This is a genomic window from Pseudomonas fluorescens (assembly GCF_040448305.1).
Taxonomy (GTDB): Bacteria; Pseudomonadota; Gammaproteobacteria; order Pseudomonadales; family Pseudomonadaceae; genus Aquipseudomonas; species Aquipseudomonas fluorescens_BH.
On the sequence record NZ_CP148752.1, the window covers coordinates 4,862,739 to 4,888,019 of the forward strand.

General features: G+C 64.6%; 4 protein-coding genes. All 4 read right to left on the reverse strand.

Annotation, left to right across the window (positions count from 1 at the left end; translation table 11 throughout):
* Positions 1–2: 2 nt before the first annotated feature.
* The 4 genes from WHX55_RS22065 to WHX55_RS22080 are packed head-to-tail and all read right to left on the reverse strand — an operon-like array spanning position 3 to position 25,273.
* Positions 3–11,807 carry an amino acid adenylation domain-containing protein gene (locus WHX55_RS22065; RefSeq protein ID WP_353741321.1) on the reverse strand — a complete coding sequence of 3,935 codons (11,805 nt, stop codon included), beginning with the start codon at positions 11,805–11,807 and terminating at the stop codon, positions 3–5.
* Positions 11,804–14,902 carry an amino acid adenylation domain-containing protein gene (locus tag WHX55_RS22070; protein WP_353741322.1) on the reverse strand — a complete coding sequence of 1,033 codons (3,099 nt, stop codon included), beginning with the start codon at positions 14,900–14,902 and terminating at the stop codon, positions 11,804–11,806. The genes WHX55_RS22065 and WHX55_RS22070 overlap by 4 nt, the downstream gene beginning before the upstream one ends.
* An 11-nt stretch (positions 14,903–14,913) precedes the next feature.
* Positions 14,914–15,972, reverse strand: a complete 1,059-nt coding sequence (locus WHX55_RS22075) for a TauD/TfdA family dioxygenase (protein ID WP_150725719.1) — start codon at positions 15,970–15,972, stop codon at positions 14,914–14,916.
* Positions 15,973–16,024: 52 nt separating this feature from the next.
* Positions 16,025–25,273 carry an amino acid adenylation domain-containing protein gene (locus WHX55_RS22080; RefSeq protein WP_353741323.1) on the reverse strand — a complete coding sequence of 3,083 codons (9,249 nt, stop codon included), beginning with the start codon at positions 25,271–25,273 and terminating at the stop codon, positions 16,025–16,027.
* Positions 25,274–25,281: the final 8 nt, after the last annotated feature.

The window sequence follows — 25,281 nt, forward strand, 5'->3', positions numbered from 1 at the left end:
CCCTAGAACTGCGGCACCACCTCCCGACCCAGCGCCGCCACCACGGCGTCCAGGCACTCATCCTGCTGCAGGATATCGAAGTGGCCGGCCGTCACCGTTTGCACCTTGCGCAGCCGTGGTTGCTGGCGCTCCAGGGTCGCGCGTTCGGCCGTCGGGTTGCCATCGGCCCACCAGCAATGCAGTTCGGCCTGAGGAATCGGCAAGGTTTCGACCTGCCGCGACAGCGCCTTCAAGCGTGTGCTGACCATGAACGTCTGGGCCAACTCGTCGTCACCAAGCAGCGCATAACCGCTGGCCTGATCGCTTTCGCTGTCGATCACCGCGCGAATGATCCGCGCCACGGCGTCGTGGTCCCCTGCTCTCTCGGCACTAAGTGCCCGGGCGATCACCTCGCCATCCATGCCCAAGGTTGCGCCGAGGAACTCGGCCAGATCCGCGCGCCACTCATCCGGGCTGGCGACGGCATTGGCCTGGGTCGGCACAAAGCTGTCCACCAGACCGATGAATGCCACACGCTGGCCCTGCTGTTCGAACAGGTCACTCACCATCAACGCCAACGCCCCGCCCAGTGACCAGCCCAACACGTGGTACGGGCCCTGGGGTTGCCGGGCGCGGATCGCCTCGACGTAGTCGGCGGCCATCTGCGCAAGCGAGGTGTCGTGCCACTGCCGGTCGAGCAGCATCCGGCATTGCACGCCGTACACCGTGCGCTCGCCCTTCAGGCGCCGGGCCAGTGGCTCGTAGTCGAACACCGTGCCGAAACCGGCGTGCAGGCAGAACAGCGGCGGTTGATCATTCACCACCTGATTGAGCAGCAACAGCGGTTGCGGACTCTGTCGCAGCGGCTGTTCATCGACACCGGACAACCCGGCAATCGTCGGTTTGGCCATCATGTCCCGCAGCTTGAGCTGGAAGCCAGGCTCATTCAGGGCACGGACTTTCGAGATCACCTTGAGGGTGCGTAGCGAATCGCCGCCCAACTCGAAGAAGTTGTCGGTAATGCCGACCTTCTCGATGCCCAGCACCTGCTGCCAGATGTCTGCCAGCGCCCATTCCAGCGGCGTTCGCGGGGCCACGTAGTCGCGACCGGTGAAGGCCGGGTCCGGCAAGGCCTTGCGGTCGAGCTTGCCGTTGGGGGTCAGCGGGAAGCGCGGCAACACCACGACCTGCGTCGGCACCATGTAGTCGGGCAGGCTCTCGCGCAATGCCGCCTGGCAACGCGGGCCGAGGCCATCGTCCGCAGCCGCCACCACATAGCCCACCAGTTGCGGCCCCTGCCCGTTGTCCCGCACCACCACCAGCGCATCGTTGACCCCGGCCTGCTCACGCAGTCGCGCTTCGATTTCGCCGAGTTCGATGCGGAAGCCGCGCACCTTGACCTGATGGTCGATACGCCCGACGTAATCGAACACGCCATCCTCGCGCCGGCGCACCAGGTCGCCGGTGCGGTACAGGCGCCCGCCCTCGGTGCTGAATGGGTCGGCGACGAAGCGCTCGGCAGACTGCCACGGATGACGATGGTAGCCCCGCGCGACACCCCGTCCGCCGATGTACAGCTCGCCGACCATGCCCACCGGTAGCGGGTTAAGGTCCATGTCCAGCACGTGCAGGCTGCGGGCGCCGACGCGTTGGCCAATCGGCGCGTACATCGCCTGGCAGTGGCCGTCCGCGGCGATTTTCCACAACAGCGGCGTGACCACGGTTTCCGTCGGGCCGTAGCCATTGACCAGACATTGCGGCTTGAGTGTGTGCTTGACCCGCTCGAAGGTGGCGTCCGGCACCGCATCGCCGCCGAAGCAATAGATGCGCACCGGCGGTGGATCGCCGCCCTGCAATTCGGCGTGCTCGGCCAGTTGCAGCAGATACGCCGGCGGGAAACAGGCGACGCTGATGCGCTGGCGGTGCAGCACCGCCAGGGTCTGCTCGGCGGTCCACAAGGTGTTATCGCGGATCACCAGGGTCGAGCCGCTGATCAGCGCGGTGATCCAGCGTTCATGGGCACCGTCGAAGGCGAACGACATGAAATGCAGTTCGCGATTGTCCGGGTCCATCTCGTACAGCTCGGCGATGGCTTGCACGTGCATGCTCAGCGGCCCGTGGGCCACGGCGACGCTTTTCGGCTTGCCGGTGGAGCCCGAGGTGTAGATCAGGTAGGCCAGTTGCTCGGCGTGCACCGCGCGTTGCGGTGCCGGCACCTCGACGTCGAGGTTCAGGCGATCCACCGTCACTATCGCCGTACCCGGATTGAGTTGCGCGCTATCGCGCAGCCGCTCCTGGGTCAGCAGCAGGCGCATGTCGCTGTCGGCCATCATGTAGCGCAGGCGTTCCTGCGGGTATTGCGGGTCCAGCGGCACGTAGGCGGCGCCGCACTTCATCACCGCCAGCAGCGACACCACCAGCTCCAGCGAGCGCTCCATGAACACGCCGATCACGTCTTCGGCCTGCACGCCTTGTTCCAGCAGATGCACCGCCAGGGCATCGGAGCGACGGTCCAGTTCGGCGTAGCTCAAGTGCTCGGCATCGCGCTCGGCATAACTGAGCACCAGCGCCGTGTGTTCCGGTTGCAGTCGCGCTCGCTGACGAATCAGTTCATGCACCGGCGTCTCGTCCCCCTCGGCCACCACCGGCAGCTCGCCGTCCAGCGCCCGGCCTTCGTCCAGAGTCAGCAGGCCCAACTCACCGACGGCGCGCCCGGCGTCGTCGCACAAACGCTGCATCAGGCTTTCCATATGACTGCGCAGGACTTCGACGGTCGCCAGGTCGAACTGATCGCGCTGGTGCATGTACTCGATGCGCAGCCCTTCATCGAGGCTGACCATCAGGTCCATGGCGAAGCTGGTCAGGCCGAAATCAGAGACATCTTCAAAGCGCAGGGAGTCGCCGTTCCACTCGCGCAGGGTGCGGTCCACCGGCTGGTTTTCGAACACGATGATGCTGTCGAACAACGACTGCCCGCCCTGCCCGGCCCAGCGCTGGATATCGCTGAGCGGGGTTTGCTGGAAGTCGCGGATGTCGAGGTTGTAGGCCTGGATCTCCCGCAGCCAGTCGCCGACGCTGGTTTCGGTCGGCACGCTGTTGACCACCGGCAAGGTGTTGATGAACAGCCCGAGCATGTTCTCCGAGCCGTTGAGGGTTTCCGGGCGCCCGGACACCGTGGCGCCGAAGGTCACCGTGCGCTGGCCGGTGTAGCGCTGCAACAGCAGCAGCCACGCGGCTTGCACCAGGGTGTTGAGGGTCACTTGCTGTTGCTGGGCAAAGGCCTGCAAACCTGCGGTCTGCCCTGCACTCAGGTGCGTGTAGATCGCGTGATAACCGGCTTGCGGTGCCTTGACCGGCAAGGCGCGGGCCAGGTGGGTGGCGCCTTCCAGATTGCTCAGTTTGCCTTTCCAGAAGGCTTCGCTGGCCTCGGCGACTTGCTGACCGAGCCAGTCGATGTAGTCGCGATACGCCGCCACCGGCTCGTGCTCCTCACCGCTGTAATGGCGCAGCACTTCACCGATCAGGCGCGACACGCTCCAGCCATCCATGAGGATGTGGTGATAGGTCCAGATCAGGCGATAGCGGTCGTCCTCCAGACGTACCAGTAGCAGGCGCAACAAGGGTGCGCGGATCAACGAGAAGCCACGTTCGCGCTCCTCGAGGGCCAGTTGGCGCACACGCCCGGGCTGATTATCCAGACCACGCCAGTCCAGTTCGGTCAGCAGCGAAGGTGCATCACGCAACATCACTTGCAGCGGCTCCTTGTCGCCTTCCCAGAGGAATGCCGTGCGCAGAATCCCGTGACGCCGGGCGGCATCGGCCCAGGCCTCGCGGAAACGCGCGCCATCAACCCCGCGCACGCCCACTTCGATCTGGTTGACGTACAGCCCCGAGTCGCCGTCCTGCACCGAGTGGAACAGCATGCCTTGCTGCATCGGCGACAGCGGATAAACATCCTCGACTTCGTCCGCCGTCAATTCCAGCGCCTGATATTGCGCGTCACTCAGTTCGATTTTTGCTGTCGGTGCAAACTCAGTCGGCAAGGCTTCATCCGCCGAGACCGGTTGGGCAACCGTCGCCAGTTCGGCGATGGTCGGATGGCTGAACACATCCTTGGGGGAAATACTCAACCCGGCCTTGCGTGCGCGGCTGACGGCCTGGATCGAGACGATGGAATCGCCGCCCAGTTCGAAGAAGTTGTCCTGCATACCGATCTGCGGCACTTCGAACAATGCTTGCCACATTGCTTGCAGCGTTGTTTCCACGGCATTGCGCGGCGCGATGTATTCACGCACTTGCTGATCCGGTTGCGGCAATGCGCGGCGGTCGAGCTTGCCGTTGGGCGTCACCGGCAACTGATCGAGCATCAGCACGTGGCTTGGCTGCATGTGCTCGGGCAGTGCGTTGCGCAGGTGTTGCTTGAGGGGATCGAGGGCGGCATCACCTGTGACGTAAGCCACCAGTTGTTTGGACTTGCCAATGTCGAGGGCGATCACCACGGTCTCGCGCACCGAAGGATGCTCCAGCAGGCAGGCTTCGATTTCCCCCAGTTCAATGCGCAAGCCGCGGATCTTCACTTGATGGTCGATGCGCCCGACGTATTCGATCACGCCGTCCTCGCGGTAACGCGCCAGGTCGCCGGTGCGGTACAGGCGCTCGCCCTGCTCACCGAAGGGGCTGGCGACAAAGCGCTCGGCGGTCAGATCCGGACGATTGTGATAACCACGGGCCAGGCCGATGCCGCCCAGGTACAGCTCACCGACGCAACCCTGCACTTGCGGTTGCAGGCTGTCGTCGAGGATGTAGGTCACCAGGTTGGCAATCGGATAACCGATCGGCACGCTGAAGCCGCCGTCGTCGACACAGGTCCAGTGGGTCACGTCGATGGCCGCTTCGGTCGGGCCGTACAGGTTGTACAGGCCGACGTTGGGCAGCACGCGGAACAGGCTGTGCTGCAAGTCCGCCGACAAGGCTTCGCCGCTGCACAGGATCTGCCGCAGGCTGGCGCAACGCTCGAAGCCTTCGCCCTGGACAAACGCCTGCAACATCGACGGCACGAAATGCAGGGTGCTGACCTGGTACTGCTCGATCAGGCCGACCAGTTGCGCCGGATCGCGATGGGCACCCGGCTCGGCCACGGCGAGGCGTGCACCGGTCATCAATGGCCAGAAGAACTCCCAGACCGACACGTCGAAACTGAACGGGGTTTTCTGCAAGACGGTGTCGCGCCCGTCCAGTGGGTACGCTCCCTGCATCCACGCCAGGCGGTTGTACAAGGCATCGTGACGGTTGGCCGCGCCCTTGGGTTTACCCGTGGAACCGGAGGTGTAGATCATGTAGGCCAGCGATTGCAGCTCGACCACGCAGGGCAGGTTTTCTTCGCTGCGGCCTTCGAGCAACGGCGCCATGTCGTCCAGGCAGATCGCCGTGGTGGCGGCTGGAGTCGGCAACTGTTCAAGCAAATGACGCTGGGTCAGCAGCAGGTGCACGCCGCTGTCGTTGAACATGTGGTCCAGGCGTTCGCGCGGGTAGTCCGGGTCCAGCGGCACATAGGCGCCACCGGCCTTCATGATCGCCAGCAAGCCGATCACCAGTTCCAGCGAACGCTCGGCGGCAATGCCCACCAACACTTCGGCACCGACGCCTTGGCTACGCAGGTAGTGCGCCAGCCGGTTGGCCTGTTGGTTGAGTTCGCGATAGCTGAGGGTCTGGCCGGCAAACACCAGGGCCGGGGCCTCGGGGGTTTGCAGCACCTGGGTTTCGAAGCACTGGTAGACCGGGCGCACATCCGGCCAGGCCTGCGCGGTGCGGTTGAAGCCTTCGACCTGCTGCGCCGTTTGTACAGCATCGAGCAGGCTCAAGCGCCCCAATGGCTGCTGCGGCGCACGGACCATGGCATCGAGCAACGCCAGCAGACGTGTGCTCAAGCCTTCGATGGCCTCGGCGCTGAACAGCGCCGTGTCGTAGTTGAAACGCAGGTCCAGGCATTCACCCAGTTCGGCGGCAATGGCCAGGGGGAAGCTGGTCTGGTCGTGGTTGCGGATGCCGGAGAACTTCAACGCGCTGGCGTTACCCTCCTCCAGCGCTTGCGCCACCGGATAGTTTTCGAACACCAGCAGCGTGTCGAACAACGCTTCGCCAGAGTGACCGGCCCAGCGCTGCACATCCGCCAGCGGCGTGTATTCGACTTCGCGCAACCTGAGGTTGAGCGCCTGGACTTCATCGATCCATTGGCTGACGGTGCGCTCGGGGTGCGGTGTGGCGATCACCGGCAAGGTGTTGATGAACAGACCGATCTGCTGCTCTATCCCCTGCAACTCACTCGGACGCCCCGACACGGTGGCGCCGAACGCCACAGTCTGCTGCCCGGTGTAGCGCTGCAACAGCAACAGCCACGCCGCTTGCAGCAGGGTGTTGGGCGTGACGCGGGCCTGACGGGCAAAGCCGCTCAGACGCTCGGTGGCCGCGCGGTCCAGGCTCAGGTGCAGGGCGCGATGAGCATCGCCCTGCACCGCCACCGGCCCCGGCAAGGCGCCGGCCAGTCGCGTCGGCTCGGTGAACGACTGCAACTGCTCCAGCCAGAACGCTTCGCACGCGGCGCGATCACGGCTGCCCAGCCAGGTCATGTAATCGCGATAACCACCAACACTCGGCGCGGGTATGACGCCGGAATACCGCTGCAGCACTTCGCCGAACAACTGCGAAGTGCTCCAGCCGTCGAGCAGGATGTGGTGGTTAGTGAAGATCAGGTGATGAGTGTCGCTGGTGGTCTGCACCAGGGTCAGGCGCAGCAATGGCGCCACCGTCAGGTCGAAACCGCGCAAACGGTCGTCCTCCGCCAGGCGATCCAGCGCTTCGGTCACCTTGGTTTGATCGCGCCAGTCGAGTACGGTCAACGGCAGCGTGGCGTCGGCCAGGATCACTTGCAGCGGTCGCGAGCCGTTGCTTTCGCTGAAGAACGCCGCGCGCAGCACTTCATGACGCTGCAGCGTCTGTTGCCAGGCATCGCGGAACGCCTCGACGTCGAGCCCCTGCACATCCACGCGCATCTGCGGCACGTAGGCCCCGGCATCCGGGGCGAACAGGCTGTGGAACAACATGCCTTGCTGCATCGGCGACAGCGGCAGGATGTCTTCGATCCGGCTGGCCGCCAGCGGCAAGGCATCCAGCTGCGCCTGATCGACGCGCACCAGCGGCACGTCGCTCGGGGTCAACCCGCCGGCACCGCTGAGGCAATGTTCGATCAGCTGTTGCAGTTCCGAGGCGTAGGCATCGGCCAGACGCTGCACGGTCTGCGGTTTGAACACGTCACCGCTGAAGGTCCAGCTCAGGCGCAGTTGCCCGGCGTAGACCTGGCCGTTGATGCTCAGGCCTCTATCCAGTTCTGCCGATGCGCCCTGCTCGGCGCCACCGCTTTCCTTGGCCGGACACCATGGCGCGTTCTCGTCGAAACTCGCGTCGAACTGGCCCATGTAGTTGAAGGTGACCTGGGGTGACGGCAGATCCTCAAGCCCTGCGTCGGCCAGATAACGCAGGATGCCGAAACCGATGCCTTTGTCGGGCACGGCGCGCAGCTGTTCCTTGACCGCTTTGATGCTGCCGGCCAGATCAGTGGCCGGGGTGAGTTTCACCGGGAAAATCGAGGTGAACCAACCCAAGGTGCGGGTCAGGTCGATGTCGTCGAACAGGTCTTCGCGGCCGTGGCCTTCCAGTTTCACCAGGGTCGAAGTTTGACCGGTCCATTGGCCCAACACCCGTGCCAGCGCCGTCAGCAACAGGTCGTTGACCTGGGTGCGGTAAGCCGCTGGAGCATCTTGCAGCAATTGCCGGGTCAAGGTGCTGTCGAGCAGCGTTTCCACGCTCACGGCGTGCTGGCTGGCCAGGCTGCCCTGGGGGTTTTCGGCGGGCAGTTTAACTTGCACGTCGCGGTACTGGTCTTGCCAGTAACTGGCCTGGCTGGCCAATACAGCACTTTGCGCATGGGATTGCAGGCGAGCGGCCCAGGCCTGATAGGCGCTGGTTTTCGATGGCAGACGCAGGGGTTGAGCTTGCTGCGCCTGTTGATATGCGGTTTGCAAATCTTCCAGCAGCAATCGCCAGGACACGCCGTCCACCGCCAGGTGATGCACCACCAGCAGCAGGCGCTGACCTGCCGCGCCCATGTCCACCAGCAAGGCGCGCAACAGCGGGCCGTCCTGCAGATTCAGGCTGGCTTGCGCGGCGTTGCACAGTTCCAGCAATTCAGCGGCATTGGCGGCCTGGCGCTGCCACAGCACCTCGGCACTGCTCCACTGCTCGGCTTCGGCCTGTTGCCAGACGCCATCGACATTACGCAACCGCAGGCGCAATGCATCGTGATGCTCCACCAATGCAGCCAAGGCCTGGTGCAGGCTGGCGCTGTCCAGCGGCTCGCGCAGTTCCAGCAGCAGCGACTGGTTCCAGTGATGCCGGGCCTCGATGTCCTGCTCGAAGAACCAGTGCTGGATCGGCGTCAGCAGCACCTCGCCACGCACCGGCCCCTGGTCGATGAGCAACCCGGCGCTGCGTACCGCGACCTTCGCCAGGCTCTGCACGGTCTGGTGCTGGAACAGGTCCCGCGGGGTGATGCGAATGCCGGCCTGACGCGCTCGGCTGACCACCTGGATCGAGATGATCGAGTCGCCGCCCAGCTCGAAGAAGTTGTCGTCGATGCCTACGCGCTCGAGCTTGAGCACGTCTTGCCAGATCGCCGCCAGCTCGGTTTGCAGCGCATCCATCGGAGCCGTGTACGCCTGCTGCGCCAGCGCGGCGTCGGGCTTGGGCAATGCAGCCCGATCGAGTTTGCCGTTGCCAGTCAGCGGCCATTGGTCGAGTTTGATCAGGTGCGACGGCACCATGTAATCCGGCAAACCGGCCTGCAAATGTTCGCGCAGGGACTGGCGCAAATCGCTGTCATCCCCGGTCGCGGTGAACCACGCGACCAGTTGCGGGCTGCCATTGACCTGTGGCGCCAGCACCAGCGCTTGTTCGATGGCCGGATGGCTTTGCAGGCGATCCTGGATTTCCCCCAGTTCGATGCGGAAGCCACGGATCTTCACTTGATGGTCGATACGCCCGGCGTACTCGATGCTGCCATCGGCGCAATACCGCGCCAGATCGCCGGTGCGATACAGACGCGCGCCCGATTCGGCGGCGAACAGGTCCGGGACAAACCGCGTGGCGGTCAGGTCGGCACGCTGGTGATAGCCGCGAGCAAGGCCGGCACCGCCGACGTACAACTCACCCACGCAACCCTTGGCCACCGGGTTCAGGCGCGGGTCGAGCACGTACCAGCGCAGATCGCCGATCGGCTCGCCCAGCGGTGAGCTGTTGGCGCCGTCGAGGTCGGCGCGGGACAGCGGTCGATAGGTTACGTGCACCGTGGTTTCGGTGATGCCGTACATGTTGATCAACAACGGCTGCCGGTCGTCGAAGGCGTCGTACCACGGACGCAGGCTGGCCACGTCTAGCGCCTCGCCGCCGAACACCACGTAACGCAGGGCCATGCCTTGCGCGTTGGCGCAGGCGAACGGCATCAACTGGCGGAAGGCCGAGGGCGTCTGGTTGAGCACGGTGACGCGCTCGTCGCTGAGCAAGCGGGCGAAGTCTTCCGGGGAGCGGCTGACCGCGTGGGGCACCACCACCAGTTTGCCGCCGTAGAACAACGCGCCAAAGATTTCCCACACGGAAAAGTCAAAGGCATAGGAGTGGAACAGGCTCCAGACATCCTGCTCATTGAAACCGAACCAGTGTTGCGTGGCGCTGAACAGCCGCGTCAGGTTGCTGTGGGGCAACAGCGTGCCTTTCGGTTTGCCGGTGGAGCCGGAGGTGTAGATGACGTAGGCCAGGTTCGCTGGAGCGGTCAGGTTCGGCAGGTTGTCGGCACTGGCTTCGAACAGCCAGTCGCTGGCGTGATCGAGGCAGATCACTTCAATGTCTTCGTTCAATGGCAAGCGCGGCATCAGCGCGGAATCGGTCAGCAACAGGCGCGTGCCACTGTCGGCGAGCATGTAGGCCAGGCGATCCTGCGGGTATTGCGGGTCCAGCGGCACGTAGGCGCCGCCGGCCTTGAGGATCGCCAGCAGGCTGACGACCATCTCCAGCGAACGCTCCAGGGCGATGCCCACCAACACATCCGGGCCGACGCCGCGCTCGCGCAGGCGACGGGCGATGCGGTTGGCGCGGCGGTTCAGTTCGGCGTAAGTGAGGGTGACGCCATCGCAGGTCACGGCGATGTTGTTCGGGTGCGCGGTGGCCTGGGCTTCGATCAATTGATGGGCGCACAACAGGTTCGGCTGATCGCCGTTCAACACCGCACTGCGATTCCAGTCTAGCAAGGTGGCCTGCTGCTCGGAGGCGTCGAGCATGTACAGGTCGGCCAGGGCAACCGTGCTGTCAGTGCAAATCGCCTGCAACAGGTTCAGCCAGTGCCGGCCGAGGCGCTCGATGGTCGAGGCGTCGAACAGTTCGGTGGCGTAGACGAACGACGCGTGGATGCCCTCGTCGCCCTCGACGGTGTCGAGCATCAGGTCGAACTTGGTGGTTTTCTCATCCCAGATCAGCGGTTCGACGCTCAGCCCCGGCAGGTCCCAGCGTTGCGGGCCGCCACTGTCGCGCTGGTGGTTGAACATCACCTGGAACAGCGGCGTGTGGCTCAGGCTGCGCTCCACACCCAGGCCATCGACCAGTTGCTCGAACGGCAGGTCCTGATGGGCCTGTGCGCCGAGTGCCGCGGCCTTGATCTCAGCCAGCAATTGCCCAAACGGCTGGTCGGCCCGTGGCTGGCTGCGCAGCACCTGGGTGTTGACGAAGAAGCCCAGCAGGTTTTCCACGTCCTGGCGGGTACGGTTGGCAATCGGCACGCCGACACGGATGTCCTGTTCGCCGCTGTAGCGGTGCAACAGCGTCTGCAACGCCGCCATCAGTAGCATGAACAAGGTGCAGCCTTCGCGGCGGGCGAGCTCACGCAACTGCGCGGTCAATGCGACGGAGATTTCCAGTTCGACGCTGGCGCCCTGCTGGCTCGGGATCGCCGGGCGACGACGGTCGGTCGGCAGGTTCAGTGGCGGGTGTTCGCGGCCCAACTGCTCGCGCCAATAGTCGAGTTGGCGTTCGGCCTCGCCGGCCTCCAGCCACAGGCGCTGCCAGCGGGCGAAGTCGGCGTATTGGATGCCCAGTTCCGGTAGTTGCGGGGGCTGCCCGGCACTGAGCTGTGCATAGAGCCGGGTGAACTCCTGCAACAGGATCGGCAGCGAGCCGCCGTCGGTGACGATGTGGTGGAAGGTCAGCACCAGCACATGTTGCTGCGCATCGAGGCGGATCAAGCGGCAGCGCATCAACGGGCCGTGCTGCAGGTCGAACGGCTGCTCGGCGTTGAGGGCGATCTGGCGTTGCAGCTCGATGTCGTCGGCGGCAGTGGCCTCGACCAGCGGGGCGTCCATTTGCGGGTGAATCTTTTGCAGCACTTGCTGATCGTCGAAGACGAACGTGGTGCGCAACACCTCATGCCGCTGCACCAGTGCCGCCAGGGTTTGCGCCAGTGCATCGCGGTTCAGCTCGCCGCTCAGGCGGAAGGCACCGGTCAGGTTGTAGGCGGTGGCCTGGGGCTGCATCTGCCAGAGGAACCACAAGCGCTGCTGCGCGTAGGACGCCGGCAACAAGTCGACGGCGTGGTCCCGTGGCGGAATCGGCAGCAGTTCCAGGGTCAGCCCCTGGGCGTGCATCTTCTGTTGCAACGCACGCCGGGCGTCCGCGCTCAAGCCGCAGAAACGCTGGGCCAGGGTCATCATTCTGTCCGGTGCAGCACTCATCGCGCGTGTTCCTCATCCACTTCGTCGAACAACGCTTCAAGGGCGTCTACATCGTTTTCTTTATGTTCACTGTGCTCACGGAACTGCTCGATCTGCGCCGCCAGTCGTTCCAGGGTGTCACCGTCGAAAAACAGCTTGAGCGGGATCGCCAGGTTCAGTTCTTCCTGAATCCGCGCACGAATGCGCGTGGCCAGCAGCGAGTGCCCGCCGAGTTCGAAGAAGTTGTCGTGCACGCCAACGCGTTCGACGTGCAGCGCTTCGGCCCAGATCGCCGTCAGGCTTTTTTCCAAGTCGTTGCGCGGCGCCACGAAGACGCTGCGGCGCACATCGAGATCGAGCAAGGCCTGGCGATTGAGTTTGCCGTTGGGCATCAGCGGGAAACGCTCCAGCACCTGCAAGCGCGCCGGTTGCATGTGCTCGGGCAGCGTTTCGGCCAGATGGCTGCGCAACTCGTTGAGGCGGATGTCGGCGGTGTCGGCCGGGGACACCACGAAGCCCAGCAGTTGCGGACCGATCGGGGTTTCCCGGGCAATCACGGCGGCGTCTTCGATGCCCGGCGCGTTGCGCATGGCCGATTCGATTTCGCCCAGTTCAATGCGGAAGCCGCGGATTTTCACTTGATGGTCGACCCGACCCAGATACTCCAGCACGCCATCGGCGCGATAGCGCGCCAGGTCGCCGGTGCGGTACAGGCGCTGGCCCGCCGCCTTCGCGAACAGGTCGGGGACAAAACGCTCGGCGGTCAACGTGGCCCGTTGCAGATAGCCCCGGGCAATGCCCGCCCCGCCGACATACAACTCGCCTTCGACACCCACGGCCACCGGTTGCAGGTCCGGGCCGAGCACGTGGATGCGCATGCCGGCAATCGGCTGGCCGATCGGGATGCTGTCATCGTCCTGGTCAAGCGGCAGTTCCCAGGCCGAACACCATACGGTACCTTCGGTCGGGCCGTATTCGTTGACCAGCGCCACCCCCGGCAGTGCCTCGCGATGTCGCTGTACCAGTGCGTTGCCGCAGGCTTCGCCGGCGACGATCACACAGGCCAGCGCCTGGCGATCGAGGTGTTCGAGAATCTGTGCGTGGTAGGACGGCAGGGTCAGGTAGTGGGAAATCTCTTCGCGCTGGATCAACTCGGCCAGTCGGGCCGGATCCTTGTAGCTGTCTTCATCCGGCAGGCACAGTGTCGCGCCCTGTCCCAGCGCCCAGAAAACCCCGGCCACCGAGCTGTCGAAAGAGAACGACGAGAGCATCAGGAATGCCCGCAGCGGCTGACGATAAAAGGCACTGCGCGCCAGGGTCGAGGCCACGGCGTTGGCATGGCTGATCATCACGCCCTTGGGCTTGCCGGTGGAACCGGAGGTGTAGATGACATAGGCCAGATTGGCGCTGTCGCCCTGTGGTTCAGGCCGGGTTGGCGCGGCGGACCAGACTTCGGCCCCCGGCATCAGGGAAGTTGTCCGCTCACTGCGTAATGCATCCGGCAGCCCTTGGCAGGCCAGCACATGACGCGCGCCGGTATCGGCGAGCATGAACGCCAGACGTTCGATCGGGTAGTTCGGGTCCAGCGGCAAGTACGCAGCGCCGGCCTTTAGCGTGCCCAACAACGCAATGACCATTTCCAGCGAGCGCTGGCCGTAGACTGCCACGATCTGGTCCGGTGCCACGCCTTGGGTGCGCAGGGTATTGGCTACCTGGTTGGAGCGCGCATCCAGTTCGGCATAGGTCAGGCGCTGGCCGTTGACGCTCACGGCGATGCGTTGCGGATGCAGGCTCGCCTGTTCGCTGAACAGTTCTTGCAGGAAGCGGCACGGCAATGCCTGCTCGCTGGCGTTCGGGTTGAAGTCTTCGATCAATCGGGTCAATTGTGCGTCGTTGACCAGACTTGCCTGAGCCAGGGTCAGCTCGGGCGCCCCCAGCAATTGGTGGCTGAACTCGACAAACTGATCCAGCCATTCGGCCAGCATCGACTCGGGCAGTGCACCGTCTAAACAAGACAACTGCAACTGATTGCCCTGCACTCGCAGGCGCAGGACTTCGGGGTTGCCGTCGTCCACCTCGATAGCGCTTTCAATGGCGGCCTGATAGACGAAGCCGTAACGCAATGGCGCGGTGCCTTCGGCGCTCAGTTCGAATTCATTGAGGCAATCGAGCCACGACAGCGACTGTTCGACGCTGGCGGCAAACACCACCAACGCTTGCGCCAGGGTCTGCTGGCTGCGGTGCTCGAAGGCCACGGGCAAACGCCGGGCGAAGCGTCCGAGGGTGGCGGTGGTTTGCTCGTTACGACCCTCCACCTGCCAGCCCATCAGCAGCTTTTCCTGATGGCCGATGCGCACGACGAATGCGGTCCACAGCAAGAGCGCCAATTGCTCTACCTCAACGCCAGCTCCGGCAGCGGCTCGTTGCACGCCAGCCAACCATGGGGCGTCAATCAACGTTGCCTGATGACGAACCAACGTGACATCGACGGTTTTTTCGAACGGCAAGCGATGGGCCACGGCGACCTGCTGTTGCAGATTGCGCCAGAACGCCGCGCCCTGGTGGCCGATGTCTTCTTCGCGCAGTTCTTCCTGCCATGCGCTGTAGTCCAGGTATTGCAGCGCGTCCTCGTCGTCGCCCAGGTTTTCACCGCGCAACAGGCTGCCCAGTTCACTCGCCAGCACCCGCAGCGATGCCTCGTCGAAGCTGCATGCCGGGGCCAGCAGGGTGATGAACTGCTGCCCTGCTCCGTCTTCAACCTGCGCCACCACCAGCGCCTGACTCGAATCTTCAACCATGACTTCACGGCTGCGGCTCAAGGCCTCGGCCACCGAAGGCTGGTTGCCCAGCAGTGTGAGCGGCAAGCCATCGCACAGGCTTTGCACCGGCCACTTCATGCCCGGCAGGCGGCGGTACAGCGTGCGCAGGATTTCATGGCGCTGACCGAGGGTTTCCAGTGCCCTGCGCAATGCCTGGGCGTCCACTGGCCGGGCGACCGGCAACGTCAGCGCGGCGAACAGCGGCCGTGCGCCCAACTCCTGGGCACGCAAATAAAAGGCCTGCTGGGCCGAAGTCTGGAATACGTCTACCGAAGGTTCGAGGGCGGTGGTGTTCATGTCGGGTGTCCTTATTCCTGATCCAGGTCGGCGCTTTTTTGCGCGATGGCCATGGCCGTGAGGATTTTTCTGTAGCCGGTGAATTCGTTGCGCGCATGCACGCTGAGGATGTTGTCGAGCAGCACCACGTCGCCCTTCTCCCAGGCGAACTCGACCATCACCTCGCGGTAGATGCCTTGCAGGTGGCGAATCACATCGTCGGGAATCGGCGAGCCATCGCCGAAGAAGGTGTTTTGCGGCAGGTCCTGCGGGCCGAATTCACGCAGCAGGTTGTCGCGGATGCTGTCCGGCAGGGTCAGTGCATTGAAGAAAGTGCCGTGGTTGAACCAGATGCGCTCGCCGGTCAGTGGATGGCGCACGATGGCCGGGCCGTTCTGCCGGGTGCGCAGGCGGTTGCCCGGCTTCCATTCGGCCTGGATGCCAATTTTCGCGCAGTAGGCCTCGACTTCTGCGCGGTCCTCGCTCTGGAACACGGTCTGCCACGGCAGGCCCATGCCGTCACCGTAGTTGCGCACGTACTGAATGCGTTTGCGCTGGAATTCCTCGCGCACTGCCGGGTCGATCCGCGCCAGAATCTGGCGGGTATCGCCGAATGGCGTTTCACCGCCGGTGGTCGACGGCGTGTCGCAGTAGAAATACAGGTGACGCGGGAACACCGGCGAATACGAGTGTTCGTTGTGCGGGAAGATTTTCTCCGGCGCCGGGTAGTCGGTGGAGCTGTAGATCTTGAACTGACCGCTGATCTGGGTCCGTGGCGAAGCGCGGAACAGGTACTCCAGGGCACCGCCGGAAATCCCGTCGACGCAGCGGTTGAACTCGCCGATATCGGCCACCTGGAAGCCACGGAACAGGATCACCGCGTGTTCCAGCAGCTTGCTTTCGATCAGCGCGCGATTCTGGCTCGCCCATTCCACCAGGCTCACGCCGGACACGGCCGGACGGCACACCAGCGGCATGCTCAGGCCTTCGAACATCGGCGCAAAACTCACCAGCCGCGTCGGATCGGTGGACAGGCTTTTGCGGGCACCACGGCCCATCCTGGGCATGGACTTGGTCGTTGAAACGGTCATAAACCCCTCCAGAAAATATTGACGGCGGCGCTCAGAGGCGCCGCCGCCTGAATCAGTCCGCCGCGGATTGCGCTGCCGGCGCGCCACGGTTCGCCGAGCGACGCTTGATCGCCATGGCGCCGCCGAGCAAGGCCTTGCGTTGCTCGTTCAAGCGCGCATCGGCTCGGCGCTGCACCTCGGCGGCCAGGTCCAGCAACTCACCGACCTGCACCCCGTCAGCGCGTATCAGCGCTTCGAGCACCGCCCGGATCTGCTCGAACAAGGACTCCAGCGTGCTCGGCAGGTACTGGCCCACCGGCGTTTCGAAACTCAAGTGAATGTGCTGTGCATCGTTGTAGAACGCGGCGACCATGCCGATTTCGGCGGCCTGGCGCCCGGACGGAAAGTCCTCGACCTGCAGGCCCTCCATCGACGGCAGGCGACCGACGCCTTCCTGGTAGATCAGCTTGATGTCGAACAGCGGCGAACGGCCGGCCCGGCGTGGCAAGCGCAAGGCCTCCACCAGACGCTCGAACGGCAGGTCCTGATGGTCCGATGCCTCCAGCACCGCCCGGCGACAAGCCTCCAGCAACTGCGCCGCCGACTGCTCGGTATCGACCTCCACTTGCAGTACTAATTGGTTAACGAAGAAGCCGACCATTTCTTCAAGCTCGGCTTGATTTCGGTTGGCGATATCGGTGCCGATGCGCACCCGACTGACCTCGGTACGCTGGCGCAGGACCAGGGTGAAACTGGCCAGCAGCAGCATGAACAGCGACAGATCGCGCTGTTGGGCAAAGTCGCGCAACTGCTGGCTGAGTTCGCCGCTGAAGGTGAAATGGGCGCTAGCACCTTCCTGCGCCGCGCGCCCGTCACCATCGACGGGCAACTCCAGCACCGCTTGTGGCTCGGCAAGGCGCTGCTGCCAGTAGTCGAGCTGGCGCTGCAACTCGCCGCCCTGTTCCAGCCACTGGCGCTGCCATTTGGCGAAGTCGGCGTACTGCACGCTGTGCGCCGGCAGTTGCGGGGTCTGGCCACGGTTGAGGGTTGGATAGAGCGTGACGAATTCATTGATCAGCACGCGGAACGACCAGTCATCGGCGACGATGTGATGCACCGTCAGCAACAGCACATGCTCGTCGTCCGCGACCCGCAGCACCCGCACCCGCAGCAACGGACCGTGGCGCAGGTCGAATGGCCGGGCGACTTCCTCGCGGGCCAGTTGCTGCGCTTCGACGTCCGGCGCCGGCCGATGCCGCAGGTCGCTGGCCTCGAAGCTCAACGGCAATTGCCCGTGGACCCGCTGCCAGGCCTGGCCGTCTTCCTCGTAAAAGGTGGTGCGCAACACGGCGTGACGCTGCACCAGGGTTTCGAAGGTGAGGCGCAGGGCATCGAGGTTCAACTCGCCGCGCAGGCGCAAGGCACCCGGCATGTTGTACATCGAACTGTCCGGCTCCAGGTTCCACAGGAACCACAGGCGCTGCTGGGCAAAGGACAACGGCTGGCGTTCGCCGGAGGTGTCCGCCACCAGCGCCGGGCGTTCACAGCTGTGTTGCAGCGTTTGCACCTGTACGGCGAAATCCACGAGGCGCGGATGTTCGAACAGGCTGCGCAGGCTCACCGACCGGCCCAGGCGCTGGCGGATCTGCGAGACGATTTGCGTCGCCAGCAACGAGTGCCCGCCCAATTCGAAGAAGCTGTTTTCGCGGTCGACGCGACTGACCTGCAACACCTGCCGCCAGATCTGCGCCAGTTCGATTTCCAATTCGCCTTGGGGTGCAGTACCCGCTGTCGCTTCCCAGACTTCAGGCGCTGGCAAGGCGGCGCGGTCGAGTTTGCCGTTGCGGTTGAGCGGCAACGCGGCCAGCAACACCAGTTGCGCCGGCAGCATGTAGTCCGGCAAGCGTTCGCCCAGAGCGCGACGCACGGTGTCGGTGAGTTGACGCGCATCAGCGTCCAGCAGTTCATCCGAAGTCGGCACCACGTAGCCGATCAATTGCTTGCCGCCGACGCCTTCGTGCACTAGCACCGCGGCTTCGCTGATCATCGGCAGGCCTTGCAGGTGCGCTTCGAGTTCTCCGAGCTCGACCCGGAAACCACGGATTTTCACCTGATGATCGATGCGCCCCAGGTACTCCAGCGCACCATCCTCGCGATAGCGCGCGAGGTCGCCGCTGCGGTACAGCCGTGCCCCCGGAGTGCTGGAAAACGGATCGGCGGTGAAGCGCTCGGCGCTCAAGCCCGGTCGCTGGTGATAATGCTGGGCAAGGCCGGCGTCGCCACCGATGCACAATTCGCCAACGCAGCCGGCCGGCAGCAGGTGCCCTTCGCTGTCCAGCACATACAGTGCGCGTCCTGGCAGGGCTTTGCCGATGGGCACGCCAATCTGATTGCGGGTATCGGCCAGCGTGCACTCATGGGTGCTGGACACCACCGTGGCTTCGGTTGGCCCGTAGGTGTTGAGCAGGCGCACATCGCCCAAACCGGCGGCGTGCCACAGCTTCAGGCCTTCCAGCGACATGGCTTCGCCGCCGACGTGGACCTGACGCAAGCGCCCCTTGTCCCGCTGCGGTTGCGCGGCCCACTCCTGAGTCAGCAGGAACCAGTACGCCGCCGGCAAATCCGCCAGGGTCACGCCCTGTTCGATGATCTGGCGATAGAGGGTGTCGGTGTCCCACAGCTCATCGCCGCGCATCACCAGCGCCGCACCCACGCACAGTGGCGGGTAGCACTGTTCGACAAAGCCGTCGAAGCTGAACGTGGCGAATTGCAGCACGCGGTCTTGCGGGGTGAGTTGTGAGTAGTCCGCTGCGATCACGCAAAACTCGCGCAAAGCAGCATGGGCCAGGCACACGCCTTTCGGGCGTCCGGTGGAACCGGAGGTGTAGATCAGATAGGCGAGGTCTTCGGCGCTGGCGAGGTTGACCAGGTTGTCGGTGCAATACCCGGTGCCTGCGTCTGGCTCCAGCGCCAGGCGTGGCAACCCTTGCGGTAGCGTCACATCGACCAGCAACCCCGGTTGCGCCAGCAGCAGGTCCATGCCGCTGTCTTCGATCATGTAGGCCAGGCGCTCGGCCGGGTAATCCGGGTCCAGCGGCACATAACCGGCGCCGGCCTTGAGGATCGCCATCAGGCTGACGATCATTTGCGCATTGCGCCGCACCGACAGCCCCACCCGCTGCCCCGGCGCCACACCCTGGGCGCGCAGGCGATGGGCGAGCTGGTTGGCTTGCGCATTGAGCTGGGCATAGGTCAGGCGCTCTTCGCCGACCATCACCGCCAGCGCATCGGGAGTGCGTGCCGCTTGTTGCTCGAAACGCTGATGGGCCAGCAACGGACTGTCCAGTTGCGGTGCCGGTGGATGCGAGCCGCGTATTACCTGGGCTTGGGCCTGAGCGTCCAGCAGGCTGACGGCACCGAGCGTCTGTTGTGGCTGGGCAACAAATTGCGCCAGCACCTGCAACAGGCTGGCGCCCAACTGGCTGATCTGCGCAGCACTGAACCGGGTGCGGTCGAAACTGAAATCCAGTCGCAACGTGGCGCCGACTTCGATGCCCAAGGTCAGCGGGTAACTGGTGATTTCGTGATTGCGCAGCGCGCCAAAGGTCAGGCCCGCCGGCGCACCTTGCTTGAGGGCTTCGGCCACCGGGAAGTTCTCGAACACCAGCAGGCTGTCGAACAGCGCCCCCTGTTGCCCGGCCCAGCCCTGAATATCATACAGCGGTACGTGTTCGAACTCGCGCAGGCTCAGGTTCAGGGCTTGCAGGTCGTTGAGCCACTGGGCCACCGACTGCCCGGCCTGCGGCGCGGCGATGATCGGCAAGGTGTTGATGAACAGCCCCAACTGCTGCTCGATGCCCGGCAACGGCGCGGAACGCCCGGCAATGGTTGCGCCGAAGGCCACGCAGGATTGGCCGGTGTAGCGCTGCAACAGCAGGCCCCAAGCGCCTTGCAGCAGCGTGTTGAGGGTGACTTTCTGCTGGCGGGCGAAATCGCTCAGGCGCTGTAGTGCGGCACTTTCAAGGCTCAATTGATGTTCGCCCATGCCGCGCCCTTCGGCGGGCGCCGGCAAGGCTTGCGCCAGCAGCGTCGGCGTTTCCAGCGGCGCCAGCGCCTGTTTCCAGAACTGCTCGGCGGCCAGCAGCGGCTGCTGTTGAATCCAGCCCAGGTAGTCGCGGTATTGCCCCAACGGCCTGGCCAACGTCTGGCCGGCATAGTGCTGGATCACTTCGCCGAGCAACTGGGCGTTGCTCCAGCCGTCCATGAGGATGTGATGGCTGGTATGGATCAGGTGCCAGTCTTCACTGCCCCGACGCACCAGCAGCAGGCGGAACAACGGCGCGGCGCTGAGTTCGAAGCCACGGCTGCGCTCCTCGACGGCCAGTGCATCGAGGTCGATGTCGGCCGCTTCGATCACTTGCAGTTGCAGGTCGATCTGGCGATGAATCACCTGATGCGCGCACTCGAGCCCCAGCCAGTGGAAGCTGCTGCGCAGGATGTCATGACGGTTGATCGCCGCCTGCCAGGCCCGGCCGAATGCCGCCAGTTCCAGGCCCTGAATGTCCAGGCGCAATTGATTGATGTAGGCCTCGGCCTGGGGTTCGTACAGGGTGTGGAACAGCATGCCCTGTTGCATCGGTGTCAGCGGGTAAACGTCCTCGATGGCCAGCGCCGCAACAGGCAAGGCATCGAGTTGTGCCTGGGTGACGCGCGCCAGCGGGAAGTCCGACGGCGTGACCTGGCCCGCCGTTGTCGTGCAGCAATGTTCGATCAGCGTCTTGAGTTCTTCGGTGTAGGCATCGGCCAGTCGTTGCACGGTGGACTCGGCAAACATGTCACGGCTAAAGCCCCATTGCAGCGAGAGCTGCCCGCCATACACCTGGCCTTCCACGCTCAGCCAGTTGGCCAGCGGCGCATCGTCGCCCTGGGCCTGGCCGCCGCTTTCCGGGGCCGGGACGAACAGCGCGGCGTCGTCAAACTGACGGTCGAACTGCCCCAGGTAGTTAAAGGTGATCCGTGGCACCGGCAGGTCTTGCAAGGCCTGGCGCTGTGCCGGTTCACCGAGGTAGCGCAGCACGCCGTAGCCCAGGCCTTTGCCGGGAATGGCGCGCAGTTGCTCCTTGATCGACTTGATCGAATTCGCCGCCCCGGCTTCGGGTTGCAGGCGCAACGGAAACAGGCTGGTGAACCAGCCGACGGTACGGCTCAGGTCGATGTCGTCGCCCAGGTCTTCGCGGCCGTGGCCTTCCAGCTGGATCAGCGTCGAGCCCTGCCCACTCCAGCGGCAGATGACCCGCGCCAGCGCCGTGAGCAACAGATCATTGACCTGGGTGCGATAGGCCGCCGGGGCCTGTTGCAGCAACAGGCGGGTCAGCTCGGCGTCCAGTGTCGACTCGATCTTGTGCCCGTGGCGCTGCTGCAAACTGCCCTGGGGGTTGTCACACGGCAGGTCCCGGGCATCCGCCAGTTGCGCCTGCCAGTACGGCATTTGCCCAGGCACGGTGCCGGCATGCTGTTGCAGGTGCGCGGCCCAGGTCTGGTAGGCGCTGGTTTTCTCGGGCAGCGCCACTTGCCGGTAAGCCAGTTGCAAATCTTCGAGCAACACCCGCCATGACACCCCGTCCACGGCCAGGTGATGGACCACCAGCAGCAGGCGCTGGCTGCCATCGTCGAGGCTGACCAGCAAGGCACGCAGCAGCGGCCCGTCGGCCAGATCGAGACTGCGTTGCGCTTCATCGCACAAGGCGGTCAAGGCTTCGGTCGAAGACGCCTGACGCAGCCACAATCCAGCTGACTCGACTGGCGCTGCATGGCGCTGCTGCCAGCCTTCGGGGCCGTCTTCGGAGCCGTCGATAAAGCGCAGGCGCAAGGCGTCGTGGTGGTTGATGACAGTAACCAAAGCCCGTTCCAACGCCTCAGGATTCAACGCTTCCCGGGGTGTCAGCAGCAGCGACTGGTTCCAATGCCGGCGCTGGGCGATGGCCTGTTCGAAGAAGTAATGCTGCGCCGGGGTCAGGATCACCTCGCCACTGACCGGGCCTTGGTCGATGGTGCTGCGGCTGTCGAACGCCGCGACCAGTGCCAGGCTGCGCACGGTCTGGTACTGGAACAGGTCACGCGGGCTGAGGCGAATGCCCGCCTGACGGGCACGACTGACCACCTGGATGGAAATGATCGAGTCGCCGCCAAGCTCGAAGAAATTGTCTTCGAGGCCCACGAGGTCCGCGCCCAATACGTCCTGCCAGATCTGCGCCAGCGCGGTCTGCAGCGCATCCTGCGGCGCGACGAATGCCTGTTGCGGCACGGCGTCGGGTGGCGGCAAGGCCTTGCGGTCGAGCTTGCCGTTGGCGGTCACCGGCAAGGCGTCCAGTGGCATCAGGTAGGTGGGCACCATGTATTCCGGCAGGCTGCCGAGCAGCCAGGCCTTGAGGGTTTGCGGCCACTGCGCGTCAGCATCGGGATTTTCCAGCACCAGATACGCCACCAGATGCTTGCCGCCCTGCACCAGCACCACGGCCTCACGCACCAGGGAATGCTGCATCAGGCGGGTTTCGATTTCCCCCAGCTCGATGCGCAGGCCGCGCAATTTGACTTGATGGTCGAGGCGACCGAGGTATTCGACCACCCCGTCGGCGCGCTGGCGCACGCGGTCGCCGGTACGGTACAAGCGCGCGCCGTCATGGAAGGGACACGGCACGAAACGCTCGGCGCTGAGCGCCGGACGCCGGTGATAACTGCGCGCCAGCCCGGCGCCGCCGAGGTACAACTCCCCCGCCACGCCGGCCGGAACCGGCAGCAATTGCGCATCCAGCACATGGGTGCGCAGGTTGGCGATGGGCCGGCCGATCGGCACGCTGTCGGCGCCTTCGTCGATGCAGGTCCAGTGGGTGACGTCGATGGCTGCCTCGGTCGGGCCGTACAGGTTGTACAACCCGGCGTCCGGCAGTTTTTTGAACACCTGCAATTGGGCATCCAGCGGCAAGGCTTCTCCGCTGCAGACGATGCGCTTGAGGCCGGTGCACGCCTCGACACCCGGCTCGTGGATGAACGCCTGGAGCATCGACGGCACAAAGTGCAGCGTGCTGATGCCGTAGTCACCGATCAGGCGGATCAACTGCGCCGGTTCCCGATGCGCCCCCGGCGGCGCCACCACCAGGCGCGCGCCGGTCATCAGCGGCCAGAAGAATTCCCACACCGACACGTCAAAACTGAACGGGGTTTTCTGCAACACCGAGTCGCTGCCATCCAGCCCGTAAGCCTGCTGCATCCAGCACAAGCGGTTGACCAGCGCCACGTGACTGTTGCCGGCGCCCTTCGGCTTGCCGGTGGAGCCGGAGGTGTAGATCACATAGGCCAGGTTCAACGGATGCACTTCAACCAGCGGGCAGGTCTCGCTGTAGCCGTCGAGCCAGTCCTGTTCCTGATCCAGGGCGATGATCTTGACGCCCTCGGTGGGCAGTGCGCCGATCAAGGTGCTTTGGCTGAGCAGCAAGCCAATCGCGCTGTCTTCGATCATGTAGGCCAGGCGTTCGGCCGGGTACTCCGGATCCAGCGGTACGTAGGCACCACCGGCCTTGTGAATCGCCAACAGGGCGATGACCATTTCCAGCGAACGCTCGACGCAAATCCCCACCAGCACATCCGGGCCAACACCCTGCTCGCGCAAGCAGTGCGCCAGTTGATTGCTGCGGGCATCGAGTTGCCCGTAGCTGAGCCGGCGATCGCCAAACACCAGCGCCGGCGCGTCGGGGGTGCGTCGGGCCTGGGCCTGGATCAACTGATGCATGCACTGCTCGACCGGATAGGTCTCGGCGGTGCGGTTCCAGTCCCGCACCAGCACTTGCTGCTCATCCACCGTCAGCATCGGCAACTCGCCGATTTCTTGCGTCGAGTCGTCGACAATCGCCTGCAACAGGCGCGTCCAGTGCCCGGCCATGCGCGCAATGGTATCGGCCTCGAACAGGTCGCTGGCGTAGGTCAGCGCGGCGTGCAGCTTGCCGCCCTTCTCCCAGGTGTCGAGGGTCAGGTCGAACTGGGTGGTGCGGCTTTGCCAGTCGATGCTGCCCAGCTCCAGGCCGGACGCGGTGCTGACCGAGGCCATGTCTGCCACGTGCGGCTGGTGGTTGTACATCACCTGGAACAGCGGCGTGTGGCTGAGGCTGCGTTCCAGTTTCAGCGCCTCGACCAGGCGCTCGAACGGCAGGTCCTGATGGGCCTGGGCGCCGAGGGCGGTTTCCTTGATGGCACGCAGCAGGTCGTCGACCCGGGTCTGGCCGTCCAGTTGCGTGCGCAGTACCTGGGTGTTGACGAAGAAGCCGATCAGGCCTTCGATTTCCGCGCGGTTGCGGTTGGCGATGGGCGCGCCGACGCGGATGTCGGTTTGCCCGGTGTAGCGATGCAGCAGCGCATTGAAGGCACCGAGCAACAGCATGAACAGGGTGATGTTGTGCCTCTGCGCGGTGCCGCGCAGTTGCTCGGCCAGTTGCGCCTCCACCGCGAATTCATAGCGAGTACCGCGATAACTCGGCATCGCCGGGCGCGAATGATCCAGCGGCAATTCCAGCACCGGGTGTTTGTCACCCAATTGCGCCTGCCAGTACGCCAGTTGCCGCGCCTGCTCGCCCGCCTCCAGCCAGCGGCGCTGCCACAGTGCGTAGTCGCTGTACTGGATCGGCAACGCTGCCAGCTGCGGCTGTGCGCCCGCATCGAAGGCGTCGTAGCAGCGGATGAATTCGTCGATCAGCACGTTCATCGACCAGCCGTCGGACACTATGTGGTGCAGGGTCAACAGCAGGACATGTTCCTGCTCGGCGAGCTTGAGCAAGGTCACCCGCAGCAGCGGACCGGTCGACAGATCGAACGGCAGTACCGATTGCTGTTCGGCGGTTTCAGCCACTGCACCTTCGCGCTCATTGGCAGGCAATGCGCTGAAATCCACCTGTTCGATCCGCAGCGGCGCAGCGGCCGGCACTTGCTGCAAGCTGTCATCGGCCTGACGGGCGAACACCGTGCGCAGGGTTTCATGCCGCGCCACCAGGCTGGCGAACGCCTGCTCCAGCGCCGACAGGTTCAGGCGCCCGGTCAGCCGCACCGCACCCGGCAGGTTGTAGGCGCCGCTGTGGGGATCCAGTTGCCAGAGAAACCACATGCGTTGCTGGGCGTACGACAGCGCCTGGCGATCCTCGGCCTCGATGCCGGCCGGAATCGGAAAACGGGCGAAATCCACGCCCTCCTTGTGCAAGGCCGCAAGAAACATCTGGCGCTTTTCCAGGGGCAGCCCGATAAACCGGCGAGCAAGTTTCAAGGAGTCTTCAGCATTCATCTATCGGC

Bases quoted from the DNA above. Each gene is read 5' to 3' on its own strand.
- WHX55_RS22080 (WP_353741323.1), bottom strand. From the start codon at position 25,273: ATGAATGCTGAAGACTCCTTGAAACTTGCTCGCCGGTTTATCGGGCTG.
- WHX55_RS22070 (WP_353741322.1), bottom strand. From the start codon at position 14,902: ATGAACACCACCGCCCTCGAACCTTCGGTAGACGTATTCCAGACTTCG.
- WHX55_RS22065 (WP_353741321.1), bottom strand. From the start codon at position 11,807: ATGAGTGCTGCACCGGACAGAATGATGACCCTGGCCCAGCGTTTCTGC.
- WHX55_RS22075 (WP_150725719.1), bottom strand. From the start codon at position 15,972: ATGACCGTTTCAACGACCAAGTCCATGCCCAGGATGGGCCGTGGTGCC.